The 16498-nt window shown below is 45.5% G+C and carries 15 protein-coding genes and 4 pseudogenes; 5 read left to right on the top strand and 14 right to left on the bottom strand.

Going from position 1 to position 16498, the window contains the following annotated elements; genetic code table 11:
- Positions 1-261 (top strand): annotated as a pseudogene (locus D3H35_RS21350) (sigma factor-like helix-turn-helix DNA-binding protein); the annotation flags it as partial.
- Here the strand turns inward: D3H35_RS21350 and D3H35_RS33650 are convergent.
- The 12 genes and pseudogenes from D3H35_RS33650 to D3H35_RS21290 form a co-directional block, all read right to left on the bottom strand.
- Positions 243-581 (bottom strand): DeoR/GlpR family DNA-binding transcription regulator, encoded by a 339-nt coding sequence (locus tag D3H35_RS33650; RefSeq protein WP_119151141.1) that lies wholly within the window; start codon positions 579-581, stop codon positions 243-245. The pseudogene D3H35_RS21350 and the gene D3H35_RS33650 overlap by 19 nt on opposite strands.
- 10 nt (positions 582-591) lie before the next feature.
- Positions 592-822: a DeoR/GlpR family DNA-binding transcription regulator gene (locus D3H35_RS33645; RefSeq protein ID WP_119151140.1), complete on the bottom strand. Its 231-nt coding sequence runs from the start codon at positions 820-822 to the stop codon at positions 592-594.
- A complete protein-coding gene (locus D3H35_RS21335; RefSeq protein WP_158594215.1) occupies positions 822-1127 on the bottom strand; it encodes a DeoR family transcriptional regulator in 306 nt (101 codons plus the stop codon). Before D3H35_RS21335 ends, D3H35_RS33645 begins: the two co-directional genes overlap by 1 nt.
- Positions 1128-1246: 119 nt before the next feature.
- Positions 1247-2708 (bottom strand): annotated as a pseudogene (locus D3H35_RS21330) (CoA-acylating methylmalonate-semialdehyde dehydrogenase).
- A gap of 35 nt (positions 2709-2743) precedes the next feature.
- On the bottom strand, positions 2744-4285 hold the full coding sequence (locus D3H35_RS21325; protein ID WP_158594214.1) for an FGGY-family carbohydrate kinase: 1542 nt from the start codon (positions 4283-4285) through the stop codon (positions 2744-2746).
- 51 nt (positions 4286-4336) lie between these two features.
- Positions 4337-5425 (bottom strand): M42 family metallopeptidase, encoded by a 1089-nt coding sequence (locus D3H35_RS21320; protein ID WP_119151137.1) that lies wholly within the window; start codon positions 5423-5425, stop codon positions 4337-4339.
- Between the two features lie 25 nt (positions 5426-5450).
- On the bottom strand, positions 5451-6347 hold the full coding sequence (locus tag D3H35_RS21315; RefSeq protein ID WP_119151136.1) for a carbohydrate ABC transporter permease: 897 nt from the start codon (positions 6345-6347) through the stop codon (positions 5451-5453).
- 68 nt (positions 6348-6415) lie between these two features.
- Positions 6416-7807 carry an ABC transporter substrate-binding protein gene (locus D3H35_RS21310; protein ID WP_158594213.1) on the bottom strand — a complete coding sequence of 464 codons (1392 nt, stop codon included), beginning with the start codon at positions 7805-7807 and terminating at the stop codon, positions 6416-6418.
- A 107-nt stretch (positions 7808-7914) separates the two neighbouring features.
- Entirely contained in the window at positions 7915-8748 is an 834-nt protein-coding gene (locus tag D3H35_RS21305; RefSeq protein WP_119151134.1) for a carbohydrate ABC transporter permease, read from the bottom strand.
- Between the two features lie 10 nt (positions 8749-8758).
- On the bottom strand, positions 8759-9799 hold the full coding sequence (locus D3H35_RS21300; RefSeq protein ID WP_119151133.1) for a zinc-dependent alcohol dehydrogenase: 1041 nt from the start codon (positions 9797-9799) through the stop codon (positions 8759-8761).
- A gap of 15 nt (positions 9800-9814) precedes the next feature.
- On the bottom strand, positions 9815-10465 hold the full coding sequence (locus D3H35_RS21295; protein ID WP_119151132.1) for an orotidine 5'-phosphate decarboxylase / HUMPS family protein: 651 nt from the start codon (positions 10463-10465) through the stop codon (positions 9815-9817).
- Positions 10466-10474: 9 nt separating this feature from the next.
- Complete coding sequence (locus D3H35_RS21290) at positions 10475-11296, bottom strand: BtpA/SgcQ family protein (protein WP_119151131.1); 822 nt, start codon at positions 11294-11296, stop codon at positions 10475-10477.
- A 528-nt stretch (positions 11297-11824) separates the two neighbouring features.
- Between D3H35_RS21290 and D3H35_RS21285 the strand changes: the two genes are divergently transcribed.
- The 3 genes and pseudogenes from D3H35_RS21285 to D3H35_RS21275 form a co-directional block, all read left to right on the top strand.
- Positions 11825-12103: a recombinase family protein gene (locus D3H35_RS21285; RefSeq protein ID WP_119151130.1), complete on the top strand. Its 279-nt coding sequence runs from the start codon at positions 11825-11827 to the stop codon at positions 12101-12103.
- Between the two features lie 42 nt (positions 12104-12145).
- Positions 12146-12211: pseudogene (locus D3H35_RS34950) on the top strand (recombinase zinc beta ribbon domain-containing protein); the annotation flags it as partial.
- A gap of 150 nt (positions 12212-12361) precedes the next feature.
- Positions 12362-12487: pseudogene (locus D3H35_RS21275) on the top strand (sigma factor-like helix-turn-helix DNA-binding protein); the annotation flags it as partial.
- Between the two features lie 97 nt (positions 12488-12584).
- On the opposite strand, the gene D3H35_RS33640 reads toward D3H35_RS21275, so the two are convergent.
- Positions 12585-12710 carry a hypothetical protein gene (locus D3H35_RS33640; RefSeq protein WP_267901418.1) on the bottom strand — a complete coding sequence of 42 codons (126 nt, stop codon included), beginning with the start codon at positions 12708-12710 and terminating at the stop codon, positions 12585-12587.
- Positions 12711-12861: 151 nt separating this feature from the next.
- Positions 12862-13200, bottom strand: coding sequence for a hypothetical protein (locus D3H35_RS21265; RefSeq protein ID WP_119151128.1), 339 nt, complete (start codon positions 13198-13200; stop codon positions 12862-12864).
- 1322 nt (positions 13201-14522) lie between these two features.
- Here D3H35_RS21265 and D3H35_RS21255 point away from each other — a divergent pair.
- Positions 14523-16415 (top strand): P-loop NTPase fold protein, encoded by a 1893-nt coding sequence (locus D3H35_RS21255; protein ID WP_158594212.1) that lies wholly within the window; start codon positions 14523-14525, stop codon positions 16413-16415.
- Positions 16416-16498 lie beyond the last annotated feature (83 nt).

Here is a 16498-nt window from a genome sequence, read left to right as displayed (position 1 = left end):
AAGATATACTGGGCACCGAGCCCGACGAAGTCGTGGAGAAAGTTCAGTTGAAGATCGAGAAGAGCAAAATATACCGAAACCTGGACATTCTTGACGAAAGAGAGCAAGGTTATTCGGGAAGTTCGGTCTGGACGGTGGCGGCGACGAGCGAACGCAGCGGAAATCGCGCGTGAGCTGGGGATTTCAAGATCGTATGTGTCGCGGATCGAAAAAAGAGCGTTGATGAAGCTTTATCACGAGTTTTATAAGGCGAAACGTTGAATGAAAGCGAAACTAAAAGCCTCAAGCATTGACCGACAAGTCATTTGCTTGAGGCTTTCCATTTGCACGTTACACAACAATGACAGCAGTCCTAACCGTTCCATCTCTTCACGCAGCGAAGGAGAAATGCCTTCATCGGTAATGATATGTTCAAGCTCGTCAAGCCTGCATACCTTTGCCAAGGCGGTATTGCCAAATTTCGTATGGTCACAAACAAGAGCGACTTGCTTTGCCGCTTCAAGCATTAGCCTTTTGATGTTTTGTTCGACGAAGGTTGTATTGCTTACCCCGAAATGAATATCCACTGCATCTGCAGACAAAAAGGTTTATCTACGCGAATCGAACGGAAAAACGTCTCTGTAATATTTCGATTAATACATTTACGTCTTCCCGCTTCATCCCGCCTGTAACCATCACTTGAGTTGACGGATGAAAAGCAACGGTAGAAGCGATATACAAATCATTTGTAATGATCGTTAGTTTCGTATGATTGACGAGTTGTTTGGCAATTTCGATCGTCGTGGAGCCGGAATCCAAAATAATAGAGTCGCCGTTTTCCACTAAATCGGCAGCAGCTTTGCGATTCGGCGTTTTTCATCCACCGCCATCGCGCATTTATCCAAATAAAGCTGCTCAAAAGCCGTTCGTGTTGAAATGGACGCAGCGCCGCCATGCGTCCTCGTCAGCTTCCCTTCGGTCGCCAACAGCTCCAAATCTCTGCGAATTGTAGCCTCCGAAACTTCGTCGAACAATTCCGCAAGCTCTTTGACTTGTGCGCTTTCATGCTTCATGACGTAAGCGACAATCTGTTTTCGGCGCTCAACAGGAATAAGCCCGTATTTGGCTTTTTCTTGCAAGGTATCCATATGTTCTCCTCCGATAAATCTACATAAAACCATATTACTAAAATTTTCAAATCTTTTGCAATAAACACTTAACATTTAGACCAACATGGACATTTTTGAATATTATATAGTAATGATCATTATATTTTCCAACGAGCAGTGACCATCTTTTTGCGTGTATAAAATTCTACTCCATCCGTCCCATTCGCATGCAGATCGCCATAGAACGATTTCTTCCATCCTGAAAACGGGAAAAAATGCCATCGGCGCCGGTACACCGACATTAATGCCCAGCATCCCTGCATCAATCGTTTCGCGGAATCGGCGAACATATCGAGCATCATGCGTAAATAGGCAAGCACCGTTTGCAAATTCGCTTTCATTCGCGATAGCAATCGCCTCGTCCAGAGAGTCCGCTGTACGATAGGACAGCACTGGCGCAAAAATTTCTTCCTTCCAAATTTGCATATCTGAATTAACTTCGCTAAAGATGGTAGGGCCTACAAAATAGCCTTTGTTGGCACATGCCTCATCACGGCGTCCATCTCGCACTAGCTTAGCGCCTTCTTCAACGCCGCTTTGGATATACGCCAATGTGCGTTGCTTGTGCTCCTCGCGGATGACAGGCCCCAAAAACACGTCCTCTTCCATACCATTGCCGATTTGAATCGCATCCGCAGCTTCGGTTAGCTTCTCCAGCAGCCTATCTTTGATTGTGCCAACCCCGATTACGACTGCGCATGCCATACAGCGTTCACCTGCGGAGCCGAATGCCGCTGCCATTATATCCTTCACTGCCGTATCCAAATCTGCATCTTCCAAGACGATCGTATGGTTCTTCGCACCTGCAAGCGCTTGTACTCGTTTTCCCGCAGCTGCAGCTTTTGTATACACATATTCGGCAACTGGCTGCGAGCCAACAAACGAAATCGCCTTTACTTTCGGATGTTCCAGCAAGCCATTCACAACGTCGTGGCTGCCGTGAACGACATTGAATACGCCATCCGGCAATCCAGCCTCTGTGAACAGCTCAGCGAGACGATTAGCGAGAAGCGGTGTCCGCTCCGATGGCTTCAGCACAAACGTATTGCCGCATGCAATGGCTATCGGAAACATCCAGCAAGGCACCATCATCGGAAAGTTGAATGGCGTTATCCCGCCGACAACGCCGATTGGATAACGATACATGCCCGATTCCATATCTGTAGCTATGTCCGGCAATTGGCGACCCATCATCAAATTAGGTGCGCCGGCAGCAAACTCCACGCATTCGATGCCGCGTTGAACTTCACCATATGCATCCTTGTACGTCTTACCGTTCTCCAGCGTAATGAGTCGTGCCAATTCATCCCAATGCTCAACTAGAAGCTGCTGATACTTAAATAAAATACGCGCCCGTCTAGGGACAGGTGTCATACTCCACATGCCAAACGCTGCACTAGCCGCTTCAACCGCAGCATCCAGCTCCGATTTGGATGACAGCGGGACTGTCGTCAATCGATCTCCCGTTGCCGGATTGAATACATCTATACGATTTTCCGATTGCTGCGATGCCCAAACACCGCCAATGTAATTTTGTACTTCATTAAAGAAAGTCGTCATGTCGGATCACCTCTAATAAATTTATTTGCCGCCAGCTAGTTTTTCCGCAGCTCGTACATGCGGTGCATCAAGCTTTTGGTGCTTTGATATAAATCTTTAAATACCGAATAATACGGCATATATTTTTGATGTTCTAATCGATTTGGCGTAACTTCATGATCATATTGAACCCACTCCGATAAAATTCCAGGCTGCAAATGTCCCGAACCTACTGCAGCTAAGAAGGCGTCTCCATAGGATGCCCCGATAGTGACCTTCGGCACCTTTTGTACCTCTGCCGCAATATCGCTTACGATTTGCAGCCACAGCTCATTTTTGGTTCCGCCTCCGACAGCAACAAGCTCGGACGGCATCGCACCAATTTCCTTCATCACTTCCAGATGATGATTGATACCGTAGCCGACACCTTCCAATATCGATCGAAACAGGTGTCCGCGGGTATGAGCGAGTGTTAGACCGAAAACGACGCCGCTTGCCATAGGATCCTGGATGGGGGTCCGCTCTCCGCTAAAATAGGGCAATGTAACCATCCCTTCGCTGCCAGGCGGGATATGGACCGCTTCCCCCATTAACGACTCGAAAGCATGTTTACCCGAATATTGCTCAGCTTTTACCAGATCCACGGCAAATTGATCGCGCATCCAGCGTGTTATCGCTCCGGTTGTGGACATGCCTCCCAGCAGCGCGTACGTGTCTGGAAATAAATAAGGCGCCGACCATAAACGGCTATCTTGTATAGGCTCATTGGTTACTTCTATAAAAAATGCAGTTGAACCGTACATGAGCATCATTTGACCGGGTTTCACTACACCGACGCTAACGGCTTCCGCAGCGGCATCGCTTGTACCGATTATGACAGGAGTTCCACGACTTAAGCCTGTAAGCTGAGCGGCTTCATCCGTGATCACGCCCGCAATATCCGTCGTCCAACCGATTTCAGGCAATTGATCGATCTCAACGATATCTTTGCAAAATTCCGGATACCAAGCGTGCTGTTGACAATCATAGAACGGCGTAAATCCCGCTCCTGCCGTATAATGATCTACCTTGAACTTCCCCGTCAGTCTGTAAACCAAATAGCTGGTTGCCGTTAAAAATCGAGCTGTTTGGGCATAAACTTCCGGCTCATGCTTTTTGATCCAAAGGATCTTCGGTCCGACCGCCTGCGTAGATAAATCGTTGCCGCACCTTTGAAACACATTGGCATGGCCGAATCGATGCTCCAGCTCTCGAATCTCCTCCACGGCGCGCGTATCGATACCGTACAAAATAGCCGGCCGAAGGGGCTTGCCTTCACGATCGACAGGCAATACCGCAGGCGCGATCGCCGAGCACCCGATCGCTTTAATTTGATCGCTGCTTATGCGAGTCGCTTGCAAAATACGCTCGACAAGCAGACAAAAATCATGCCACCAGACGCCATCTGCATCGTGCTCCGCCAAACCAGGCTTCGGCACGATCATTTGATGTGAGATCACTTCATGGTGAACAATACGTCCTTCCAAGTTTGTAAGAACCGCCTTCGATTCGTAAGTACCGATATCTACTCCCAAGAAGTAAACGCCTTCTGCATCCACTAGGACCCCACCTTTGCCATCAGCCATCGTTGTCTAAAGGAGAATGGGCAACTACTCACGTCCAAACGGAGCGCCGGGCTTCGCCATTTGCACCATTTGTACAATCAAACGGGCAACCTGCTCTAAATCCTGCATATCGCATACTTCTACCGCAGAGTGGGAATACCTCGCAGGGAAACCGATATCGATCGTCGGAATGCCGCTATCTACTAATTGCACATAGGAAGCATCCGTTAATATTCCTGACATTGCACCGCGTTGCAACGAAATATGGGCAGCTTCGGCAGCTTCACGTGTCCATTTCACCATACGGCGAGGCGGAATCGTACCGTTGAGCGTACCGCGTCCATGGAAGTTGTACATGCTTACAACCGGACCCGCGCCAAGCGCAATATCGTTGCTGTCCTTCAAATCAGGCGTATCCGCCGCAATGTTAATATCGATGCAAATCGCGCAATCCGGCTTCAACGCTTGCGCAGCGACCATCGCGCCCCGTAAGTTAAACTCCTCCTGCACAGCACCCACAATGTAAACCGTCGCTGCCGGCTTCATCTCCTTCAGAATCTCCGCAACGCGAATAAGTATCGCGCAGCCGCCGCGATTATCGATGGATGTCCCGTACACTTTATTGTTCATTATAGGTTGAAAATCGGGTTGATACATGACTGGACAGCCGATATCAATGCCTGCCGCATACACTTCTTCCGCGCTGTCCGCACCAATATCGACATATAAATTTTTATATCCGGCAACGGTGTACTTTTCTTCTTGAGGCGTAAGATGATGAGACTTGTTGCCAATTAAACCCGGAATAAGCCGATCGTCCTCGGTCTGAATCACGATCGGTTGGCCTGCCAGCGCTTTTTCGGGTACGCCGCCCAAACGCTCAACACGAATAAATCCGTCCGATTCGATTTTGCGCACGACGAAGCCCAATTGATCCATGTGTGCAAACAACATAATACGCGGCGCATCGGCTTCCAGACCTTTAATCGTTGTAATCAGATTACCCATCTTATCTGTTTCTATTTGATCCACATAGGGAGACAAAAATGACTTCATGCGATCAGCCATCAAGTGCTCATAGCCCGATAGAGCTGGCGTCAAAGATAAAATTTTGAGGATTTCTGTCAAGTTCATATGTTTTCTCCCTCTTTATATATGGCTAGATATCAACTTTTTGGATTTTTCTCAGGATGAATAAGGAACAAGCAAAAATACCGATGAGCATGACCGTCGACAGCGCAGAGCTATACCCTACATTCAAGTAGTTGAAGGCATGAAAATAAGCGTGTAAGTTCAACGTTTCCGTTGCGTTGCCGGGTCCGCCGCTTGTCATGACATAAATCGTATCAAACCGGCGTATCGCATCCATTGTGCGGAACAAAATGGCCAGCATTATTATTGGCTTCATTAACGGTAGAATCACATGAATGAACGTTTGCCATTTGGTCGCGCCATCCATGTATGCCGCTTCAATGGGTTCATTCGATAATCCTTGCAAGCCAGCCAAGAGGATAATGGCAACAAAAGGCGTCGACATCCACCAGTCTGTCATGATGACCGAAGGCATTGCCCAATTCGGATTACCTAGCCAGTTAATTGGCGAAATACCCAGCTTGCCTAACCAGTAGTTAAATACCCCTGAATCCGTGCTGTACAGCATGCGCCATACAAGACCAACAACGATCGGCGTTGTCATCATCGGTATCATATAGACGGAGCGCAATAATTTAATGCCGGTAAATTCACGGTATAGCAAAAGCGCAATGCCCATGCCGATCACAATTTGACCGAATACCGTTACCCCGACTTGATAAACCGTAAGCCAAACCGCTTTCCAAAACTTCTTGTCCTGGACCATGTTAATGAAGTTATCGAGACCGATAAAGGATGTGTTATGCGGCTTCGCTAAATTCCAATCATAAAAACCAATTCCGAGCGATATCGCCAATGGACCCGCAGTCAATAAAAATAGCACTAAAAACGGCGGGCCAATGAGGAAGGCGTAAAACAACATGTTGCTGTCCCATTTTTTTCGTTTAGTCGGAAGCGTGTTCAAATGCGTTCAGCTCCTAGAATTTGTGATTGAAGAGACAAAGGTCTCTTCAACCACAATCGGATTAAACTTTACTTAAGATAGCCGCCTTTTTTCAATATTGCCAATGTTTGCTCATTCGCTTCTTTCATCGCTTTTTCCGATTCTTTTTGACCCGTAATAACTTCGGATATTGCGACTGAAAGCGCACTGCGAATTTCAGAGCCCTCGGCGATCAAAGGCGTATAGTGCGGATTAGAATAGCTTGTTGCTACCTTCAGTGCATCGATAAAATCTTCATTGAACACTTTCTTGACTTCTTCCAGCTCAAGAACGTCTGCACGCGCGGGAGAACCGTTCGTTCCGGACAAAATTTGTTGCAGCGATACTTCCTTGCCCGTAATATACTTGATCAATTCCCATGCCGCATCTTTGTTTTTAGCCGTTTTGGTAATGCTGTACGCCCAAACGGAGCCTACCGTGAAATCTTCTCCTTTGCCTTTAAGCACGTGATAACCGATTTTACCGGCCACGCTTGAAACCGCAGGGTCCTCCAGGCTTGGTCCTAAAGAAGCAACATCAATCCACATGGCTGCTTTACCTTGCTGCATGGCGAGCTGCGCTTCCTGGAATCCATAGCTGGCAATACCGGACGGAGAGTACTGGGTCAACGTCTTGAAGTCATCCATCGTTTTGATCGCTTCCGGCAAATCCAATACAGCGTAATCCGGACGACCCTCAACGCCTACCCAGCGACCGCCGTTCAAGAACCACATCATGATCCATGAAAATGAATTCGCATTCCCTTCACGAGTACCGCGAGTTACAAAACCGTATTTATCTTGCTCAGGCTTGTTCAATTTCTTAGCGTACTCGATCATTTCGTCCAAGGATTCCGGCGGATCGTTCGGATCGATTCCGGCAGCTTCGAACATCTCTTTGTTGTAATATAGAAGGTTAGAGCCGATGTTGTTAGGAATTGCGTACGTATTGCCGTTTACCTTCAGCGTGTTCATCAATGATTGCGAAAACCCGTTTTTGTATTCATCCTCTGAGTTGTTATAATAATCATCCAACGGAATAATCCATTCTGAGGAAACCATTTGGCTCCAGTTTTTCGCACCGGACATGACGACATCATATTCCCCTGTTCCACCTGCCAAAGACATGATGAGTTTGGTATCGTATCCGGATTCGGGCAACACATCGACGACGACGTCAATGCCCGTTTTGGCCTTAAACTGCGGGATGATTACATCGCGAAATTCCTCGGTAAATGCATTTTGCGACAACAGCATGCTAACTTTTTTTCCCGCAAATGGTTTTTCGTTAGGTGAAGCGGACGAGCCAGGAGAACTGCTACTAGAAGCGCCAGGGCTTGCATTCGAGTTGCTTCCGGTGTTGTTTGTACCTGCGCATGCGGTCAGTCCGAACCCCATAATCATTACCACAACTAGACTCAACAACGATGCCTTCTGTTTCACATTTTGACCTCCCATAAAAAATTGGATGATTTCATATTTGAATTCGCACGCATTGGCCAGTCTGAAAATCAAAGATACGATATACATGCTGCCGCAACAAAAACGACTTATTTCGTAGCGCCTTGCGTTAAGCCGCGAACAAGACCTTTTTGGGCAAAAATCGTAAAGATCAGTACAGGTACGACAACCAAGACGCCTGCTGCAGCCAGTTCGCCCCAGTTAATTCCTGCAAAGTTAATGAAGCCTTGAATCTCTACGGATGCTGTTCTCGTATTTCGGCCAGAAATGATCAATGCGTAGAAGAATTCATTCCAGGACATGATGAACGCAAAAATCGCACAGGTGGATATGCCGGGCAAGCTCGATGGAATTACAATACGGATCAAAGTCTGAAATCGATTACAGCCGTCAATTGCGGAAGCTTCTTCGATTTCTATTGGAATACTTTTAATAAAACCAACCATCAACCACGTTACGAACGGCAATGTGACGGTCAAATAGACTAGGATAAGTCCGAAATAGGTGTCTAAAATACCGATTTTACTAAACATCAAGTAAAGCGGAAGCACGAACCCCATCGGCGGCGCCATTCTCGCCAAAATAATCCACATGCCCATCGCATTGCTAAATCGGGATTTCGATCGCGCGAGCGTGTAACCGCTTGCAATTCCGAACCAAAGAGATAAAACCGTTGTTCCGGTTACGACGATCAGACTATTCACATAGCTTTTTACGAACTCGGATTTCGTCAACACCGCCAGGAAATTATCGGAAGTCGGCTCAAAAATCCACTTCGGAGGCATTGCGAATGCATCAATCGGTTGCTTTATAGCAGTTAGAAAGAGCCATAGCAAAGGAAATAAAGTCAACAATATCAACACGATTGTTACTGAGTTCAAGGAAACTTTGCCTAATTTTCTACGATAAATAATCGTATTCATTAGTCCTCCTTCAAGGTATGAGCATGACCTTGACCGCATCATTCTCCGGATTGGCCATCGTCTCAAATGCTTCTTGCGTATCATCGAGTGTGAAGCGGTGGGAAATGAGCGGTTTTACATTGATTTTGCCTGAAGCGATAAAATCAATCGCAACGGGGCATTCCGTTTCAGCTCCCGTGCAGCCAATTAGATGCAGCTCCTTGTGCAAAATCGGAATTAATTCTAATGACACCTCTTTATGCGTTGCGCCGAAGAACATAATCGAGCCGCGTTTGCGAACCATGGCAATCGCTTGCTTATAAGTCGCCCCGATCCCCACTGCTTCAATGACGATATCGGCACCTAAGCCGTCGGTAAGAGATAAAATTCGGGCAACAGGATCTTCGTCCGCCTTAATGACGATATCAGCGCCAAGCGCTTTTGCTAACGCAAGCTTTTTCTCGGAAAGGTCGGTGACAATGACCCGGCCGGTTCCTGTCAATTTGGCGGCTTGCATGATACAAAGACCTAGTGTACCTGCTCCAATCACGACAATCGTATCGCCCATATTTACTTTTACACGGTTCAATACGTGAATGGCATTCGATACCGGTTCAACCATTGCACCTTCTTCCAGTGACAGGCTTTCCGGCAAAAGAAAGCATTGTTTCTCCGTAACGACCGCGAATTCAGCCATGCAGCCATTCATAAATCCTTTTAAATTAGAACCTATAATTTTTTTGTTATCACATACGGAGTAGTACCCTTTTTTGCATTGTGCGCATTCACCGCAAATGACTTGCGGGTCAACCGCAACCCGGTCCCCAACTTTTACTCGCGTGACAGCGGCGCCGACTTCCGTAACGACACCTGCGGCTTCATGTCCCATAATGAGCCCCGGGATGCGGGCCATCGACTTCGGATCATAAAAGCCGTGCAAATCCGAACCGCAAATTCCGACTGCGCCAATATTCACCATTACATGATGCTCACTGGACAGCTCGGGAAGCTGTGCTTCCTCGATACGAATCTTTTTGACACTTTCGACTTCTCTAATCAATGCAGCCTTCATATCCGATCCTCCAGATCAATCCAAAACAGAATGTTTAGTCTTGTAAATAAATGCCCTTAGCTCCTCTTCCGCATTAGGCCCGGAGATCAACGGTTCGCCTTGCACGATAATGCTTGCTCCTGCTTTGACTGCAGCTATACTTTCATTAACATCGTAAGTAGCGTAAGCGACTGGAATCGAAACCGCCTTTACGACCTGCTCAAGCACAGGGATGGGCGATCCGTTCGGAAATTGCTTCTTTTGATCGACTCCGAAATGAACCATTACATAATCGGCACCCATCGCAGCAAATTTTCGTGCGCTTTCCACAGGATCAGAACAATTGAACAAATCGATCGTCACATGCATTTGCAAGGCTTTGGCCTCATCAATAGCGTTCTGTATGGAATAATCAGGAACGAGACCAAATACGGTTACGTTTTTCGCACCGCGTTCCTTTGCGGCTTGAATATATTTTTTGGCCCCAGCTAAAATCATGTAATCGACGATCAGATATTGGTCAGGATAGCGTTTGGACAAAGCCTCGATTGCGTGCACCCCCTCAAACTTGATAAGAGGGTTACCGACTTCCAGCCAATCCGCACCGGCTTCAACCGCTGCATCCGCCATTCGGCATGCATCCGTTATCGATGTCGTATCTATTGCAATTTGAACAATTGGTTTCATATGATCCTCTTATACCGTAGTAAGGTTGGATCTTGCGCTGTGTACTTGTTCCATGAAAGCTATCACTCGATCCGGATCAACGTGATTTTCAAATTTCCCATCATACTTGAACGCTGTTCCAACAACGCCTCCATCTGCTACAGCAAGTTGCGATTTGACGTTTTCCGCTTTTAAACCCGTATTGGCGAACACTACGGTGTCAGGCACCACTTCTTTCACAAGTCTTAATAAACTTAATGAAGTTTCTTGTCCAGCCGTAATCCCCGATACGCAAAGCGCGTCAGGCTTGCAGTTGAACACTGTTGTTTTTGCGATTTGCGTAAGCTCGCGATCGCTCACATATTTCGCAGCTTCCGGCACAATGTTGAATAACAAGCGAACATTCTCAGCGCCGATTGCGCGTTGATGACGAATGACTTCACCGCAGTTTGTATCCCAGAGTCCAAAATCGCTTGCATATACGCCCGTAAAAATTTCACGAACGAATTTTGCCCCTGTCGCAACTGCCAGATCAAGCGAAGCCGTCGGATCCCAGAGAACATTAACTCCGAATGGAACTTTCAACTCGCTCATTAATTGACCGATGATTCGTGCCATCGAAGCAACCGTTTCCGTTTTAACCTTTGTTAAATACGGAAGGCTGAATTCGTTGGAAAACATAATCGCGTCGACTCCGCCTGCTTGCAATGCAAGCATGTCCTTACGTGCATCCTCAATTACCTTCTCCATTCCTCCAGATTTTTCGAAATAAGGATCACCTGGAAGCGCATTAAGATGACACATTGCAATAATTGGCTTGTTCGTTTGATAAACCTCTTGTAACCAGTTCATTCTCATAAACCCTCCATCTCGGTGTTATTGTAATTATATGAAAACTTTCGTCAAATCTAAGACGTAAATATTAGAAATAATTGTCCAGATCGACGAACGTTTAACACATTTTCCAAGTAAATCTGCTTAAACAAACACAATTTTGAGTTATTTCGACATGTAACCGCTTTGAATGATTTAATAATAACTGCATTTTATTTCATATGTCAACACATATTAAACATAAATAATCATTATTATTGCATTTTGTGATCATTTATCAGTTTAAAGTGAATATTATTGTTCATTTTTGCAAAAATACTGTCTTTAAGATCACCGTACCTCCATCGGTACGATCGGCTTGTCCAAAACTATCGAAAGCTTCCAGACGAAAAAAAGGAACCAAGCTCGCCACGTTCGCGGCGCGCTGCACCGAGAACAAGATATGGTAAGGATACGGGAAAATAAAACACGGACTACACCGTCACGATAGCAATAATACGGCGACATGAACCCTCGAATAAAAAAAACGCGGGGAAGTGGATAAGCATGGGAACGAACATCGCTGATAACTTGGGTAAGAAACGTGTAGCTAGTGAACCCATTACGTATAGTGTTGTAGGGATTATCTCGGACGATGCGCAACAAACAAACGTTAATTTCGCCGAAGTCTTTTATGCACGGGTATCTACGGAAGAACAGGCGAAACGGGGTTACGGTCTATCTGACCAAGTTAGACGGTGTAGAAAGAAAATAACGGAACTTAGCGGGGATAACGTCGAAGTATTCGAATACCTGGAGGAAGGTGTAAGCGGCGAGTTTCTTTGAGCGCCCAATGCTTACGAAGCTACGCGAAGACCTAGGCGGTTACTAAGTGGCCTATTGCATTGTGGCGATTGTGGGAACGTAATGGGCGGACGCCAAACTAAGTCATGAGGCGAAATAGACCCACCTAAGTATTCTGACGTTCAAAACACGGCAGGGCGTAAATTTGCTGGATGCCCCTACAATGTTAAGTGCGAAATGTAGAAGTTAAACGGGAATTATTGCGTATGGTTATTCGTGAAATACATGTCTATAAGAAAGGTAATATCGAGGTTCGGCCTGGACGGAGGCGGCGACGAGCGGCGCGAAATCGGTATTAGCCGCAGCTACGTGTCCCGCATCGAGAAGCGTGCGCTTATGAAACTTTATCGTGAGTTTTATAAGTAAGGATAAGCGGTAATTTAAGATATGAATTAAAAGCCGACGAGTTTGCTGACATTGTCAGCAAACTCGTCGGCTCTTTAATTCTGCGCTGGATCAAGCTTTAGTCCACCGTATTTTCTTTTACCCACTTAATGGTATCTTCAAGACGTCTCGAAAGATTCGGATTGTCTTCGTTCGCTTTTTCCCGCAAATAGTTAAAATCCAATCCTTCAAACTGGCTCGACATCAAATATCGCGCCCATTCCAGACTTCGGGTATCTTGCCAAAATTCCGCTGCGTTCAGCCGGTCCAGAATAAGATCCTCAATACCGATTACATAACAATATCCATCCGGAGTGTTAAGCTTTATTACTCGGTCATAAGAACCCGCTAGTTTACTACTCGGTATTTCGATCGGAATATCCAAATCCACTACGTAATGGAATTCCTTCTCGCAAAAAGCCTAGTTTGTCAAACAACCTTCTAGCAAGATCATCCCTCTCCAAGACAAGATCTACATCCACTGTTTTGTAGCTTCCAGAGGTATACAATTCAACCGCATGTCCTCCAACAATAACAGCAGGATCCGCACCAAGCTCGTCCAAAAGCGGAGTAATCAGCCCCATCATATAAAATTCCTTTAGATTTTCCCGAAGAGGATCGTTCGCAAGTTCATGGATTTTTTCCTTTATCTTTTCGATTCTAATCTGCATTTCTTTTAAATCGAATTGTTCCATAAAATTTGCGCACCTCCTTATCGGAGAGTCCATTCCCGTTCACTCACAATCTCGATCTTTCCTTCGGCCACATATTTCTTAAATCGTCTCCGCGCACTCCTCATCAGGATAATCATCTCATCTTCCGGACGAACCTTCCGAGAAGCACTAGTCTGAATGACTTGGGATCGTTCCCGACTGTTTCTTGGACTCAAAGCTTCCAATAAATTCATTTCGCGCATGTTCATACACCTCTTACTTTGAGGTTTCCCGCTGGTAAATTTTATTATACACCAATTTATTCTACGCAGAGAAGAGCAATAACCTACTGCGGCTTTATCCATTTATTTTCAAAAAGAAAAGGAAATTGGCAAGTGTTGTAGAACAATGTACTTGTTTAATACCCCATCTTTATTAGTCGGGAGTGTTTCGATTTGCCTATGCTAATTGTTAATCCTGAAACTTTTGATCAGTTAAAAGAAATCAACGAAGCCATTAAACAATTAAACGGAAATTCGCTTAGCAAAGAGAGCCGTCTTGAACTTATAACCAGAATCGTCTCCAAATACGCGACCGAACATAAAGAAACAACGAATGATTTGGCTCTCTTTGCATCCGAATTTAACGAAAGATTTCAATTGAGAGGTTCCATATACCGCATCAGCGCTTTTAGGCGTTTCCCTGCGCAGAAAGATCAGATTTTAAACGATAAGCTTGCTTCCGGAGTTGTTCACCGTTTTAATAAATCGTTTTCGATGAGATTTGCTTGGACATTTAATAAGAACGGCGTCGAGGTCTCATTCGGACTTCAATCGAGTTTTAGCAGTATAAAACGTCACTCGGACGATTCCGGCGTTTTCTATCGAGCTGTAAGCAAATCTTTTAGCGAATACAATTCCGATCTCCGTAATCTATTGGGACAAGGCTTTAATTTGCGAATTAACGGGAAGAAAAGTTTTCTTAGCCTGGAAAAATACATCGATTTTCTCAAATTCAACGAACCTCATCATTCCGAGTTCTATTTGAACATCCCTGTCCAAGAAATCCTGAGCAATCCGGAAATGTTGCAAGCCCAAGTCAATTCCTGCTTTTTAACCATCCATCCGCTTTGGCAAGCCATTACAACGAGCAACAGCCTTAACTCGTATTCTGAAAATACCGAAGAAAATTTCCAATCGATGAGCATGGGAACATTCAGTTTAAACAATTCGTTTTTAAACTCGTCATCGGACGAACTTCTCGGCAGCAACGACGATAAAGCCGAATCCACCCCATTAACCCATTGCCATTCGGATCAAGAATTTCAAAACGATCTTCTCGACATCGGAGAGGACGTAGAGTCTTTGGCGAACCTGATCTCTTTGCGCGAAGTCGATAATATGGCGATCGGATTATTCGGCGCTTGGGGCTCGGGCAAAAGCTTTTTCATGAAACAAATCAAAAGCAGCGTCGAAAAAAATAAAGGGCGGCCTAACGATTTATTTCATCAAGACATCGTCCAAATCGAATTTAATACATGGCACTACATGGATTCGAACTTGTACGCCAGCTTGGCGAGTCATATTTTCCAAAAAATCTATGACCACTACAAAGAGCCCGAAAGCCGCGAAAACATGATCAACAGCTTGCCGCTCATAACCGACTTGCGCAAAGAACTAAACGTATTGCAGTCTAAAAAAGAGAAATTCGAGAAGGAGCTGACTTCCGAAAAAATAGGCCGTTCCGTCTTCACAGCTATACATAACGACTCCGAAAAGCTTCTGAATGAAGTCGAGAAGCTCGCTCCAAACAATAAGACGACCGACAAAATTAAAGCTATTATGGCCTATAAAAACGATGGAAAAGATACGCTGGCTTACCTGTTAAAAGTTTATTCGAAATGGAAACTGATCGTTAAGCTGATTCCGCCGCTAGCTTGGATCTTTTTTCTTCTCTCGACAGGGCTCGGCATAGCTTTTTTCTTTGCGCTCCATTATTTTTTCAAGCCTAATGGCATCGCTAATTGCGCATGGCTAGCAACACTAATCGGTTATGCAACAACCGCGAAAGGGATATTGAACAACGAAAAATACAAGTCGGTCAAAAATCTTTGGAACATCTTAACCGATTCTCTGTCCAAAGTAGCCGAATCAAGACAAAAAATCGAAAGCGAAATCGAGGTGCTCGATTCGAAGATTCAAAATATTAATGACGAAATCGACGAAATCAACGAGGGAAAAATCATTCAATATTATTTGGCGGAGCGCATCCGATCCGACGCTTATAAAAAGGAATTGGGAATAATCAACGTGCTGCGCAACGATTTCGAGAAGCTGAGCTTATTTATGCAAACCAAATCAACCGAAAAGAACATCGGCCGAATTATTTTATACATCGACGATTTGGACCGATGCAGTCCTCAAAAAGTTATCGAGGTGCTTCAAGCCGTCCACCTTATTTTGTCCGCCAAAATATTCATGGTTATCGTGGCCGTGGACATACGCTGGATCACGAAATGTTTGCACCAGGAATACAAAATTTCCTTGGATTACGAAAAAATGAATGACGGGGCGTCCGCATACGACTATTTGGAGAAGATATTCCAAATTACATACCAGGTCAACAATCTCTCCGTGGACGATAATCGAAAATTCATAAAGGGCTTGTTTGAAATGAGCCTTCTCTCCGACGCAAAAGACGAAGCTGCCGGCGCCAAAGAAGAGAGTGACGATGAGGAATGGAACGAGCAGGATGAAGCACGGTTTCTAGAACAGCTTGAAGAGTCGGAGTCCGAAGAAGAGGAACAAGCCTTTGAGGAAGAACAAGCCTCTGCCTACAATAAGCTTACGATCAGCGAACAAGAATTATCGTCCATTATCGAATATGCCGGACTTTGCGGAAGGACGCCTCGCACGATCAAACGATTCGTGAACAACTATCGCTTAATTAAAACAAGGTACTACAAAGACTTCGAGCCTCATTCGACCTTGTTGCTGCTGTCGTTAACGACTGGTTATCCCCTGTTGGCCATAGCTTTTTTGGAAGCTATAAAAACGTCGGCCTCAACGGATGCAACCCTCAACTCGATATTCGAGAAATTGCTTGAGAATGAAAACCCTCCGAAAGGATGCAAAAAAGTTTTCGATTTCATTCGCTTTCGTCCCGTCGGAAAATATCTCGTTAAAGATACTTTGGCAACGGCAACCCGAGTCCGACGCTACTCGCTCTATCTGAATGACGACAAAGAAGTCTCATAGGCGCCCGGACAAACCGAAGATTCCCGGTTCGAGAGCTGCCGTTTTTTTGCCCCTGACAAAAATCGGACGGAAGACTATAATAG

This window comes from Cohnella faecalis, assembly GCF_003570905.1.
GTDB lineage: Bacteria > Bacillota > Bacilli > Paenibacillales > Paenibacillaceae > Cohnella > Cohnella faecalis.
Note: the sequence above shows the minus strand (reverse complement) of the source record. Positions and strands in the feature narration are given on the sequence as shown.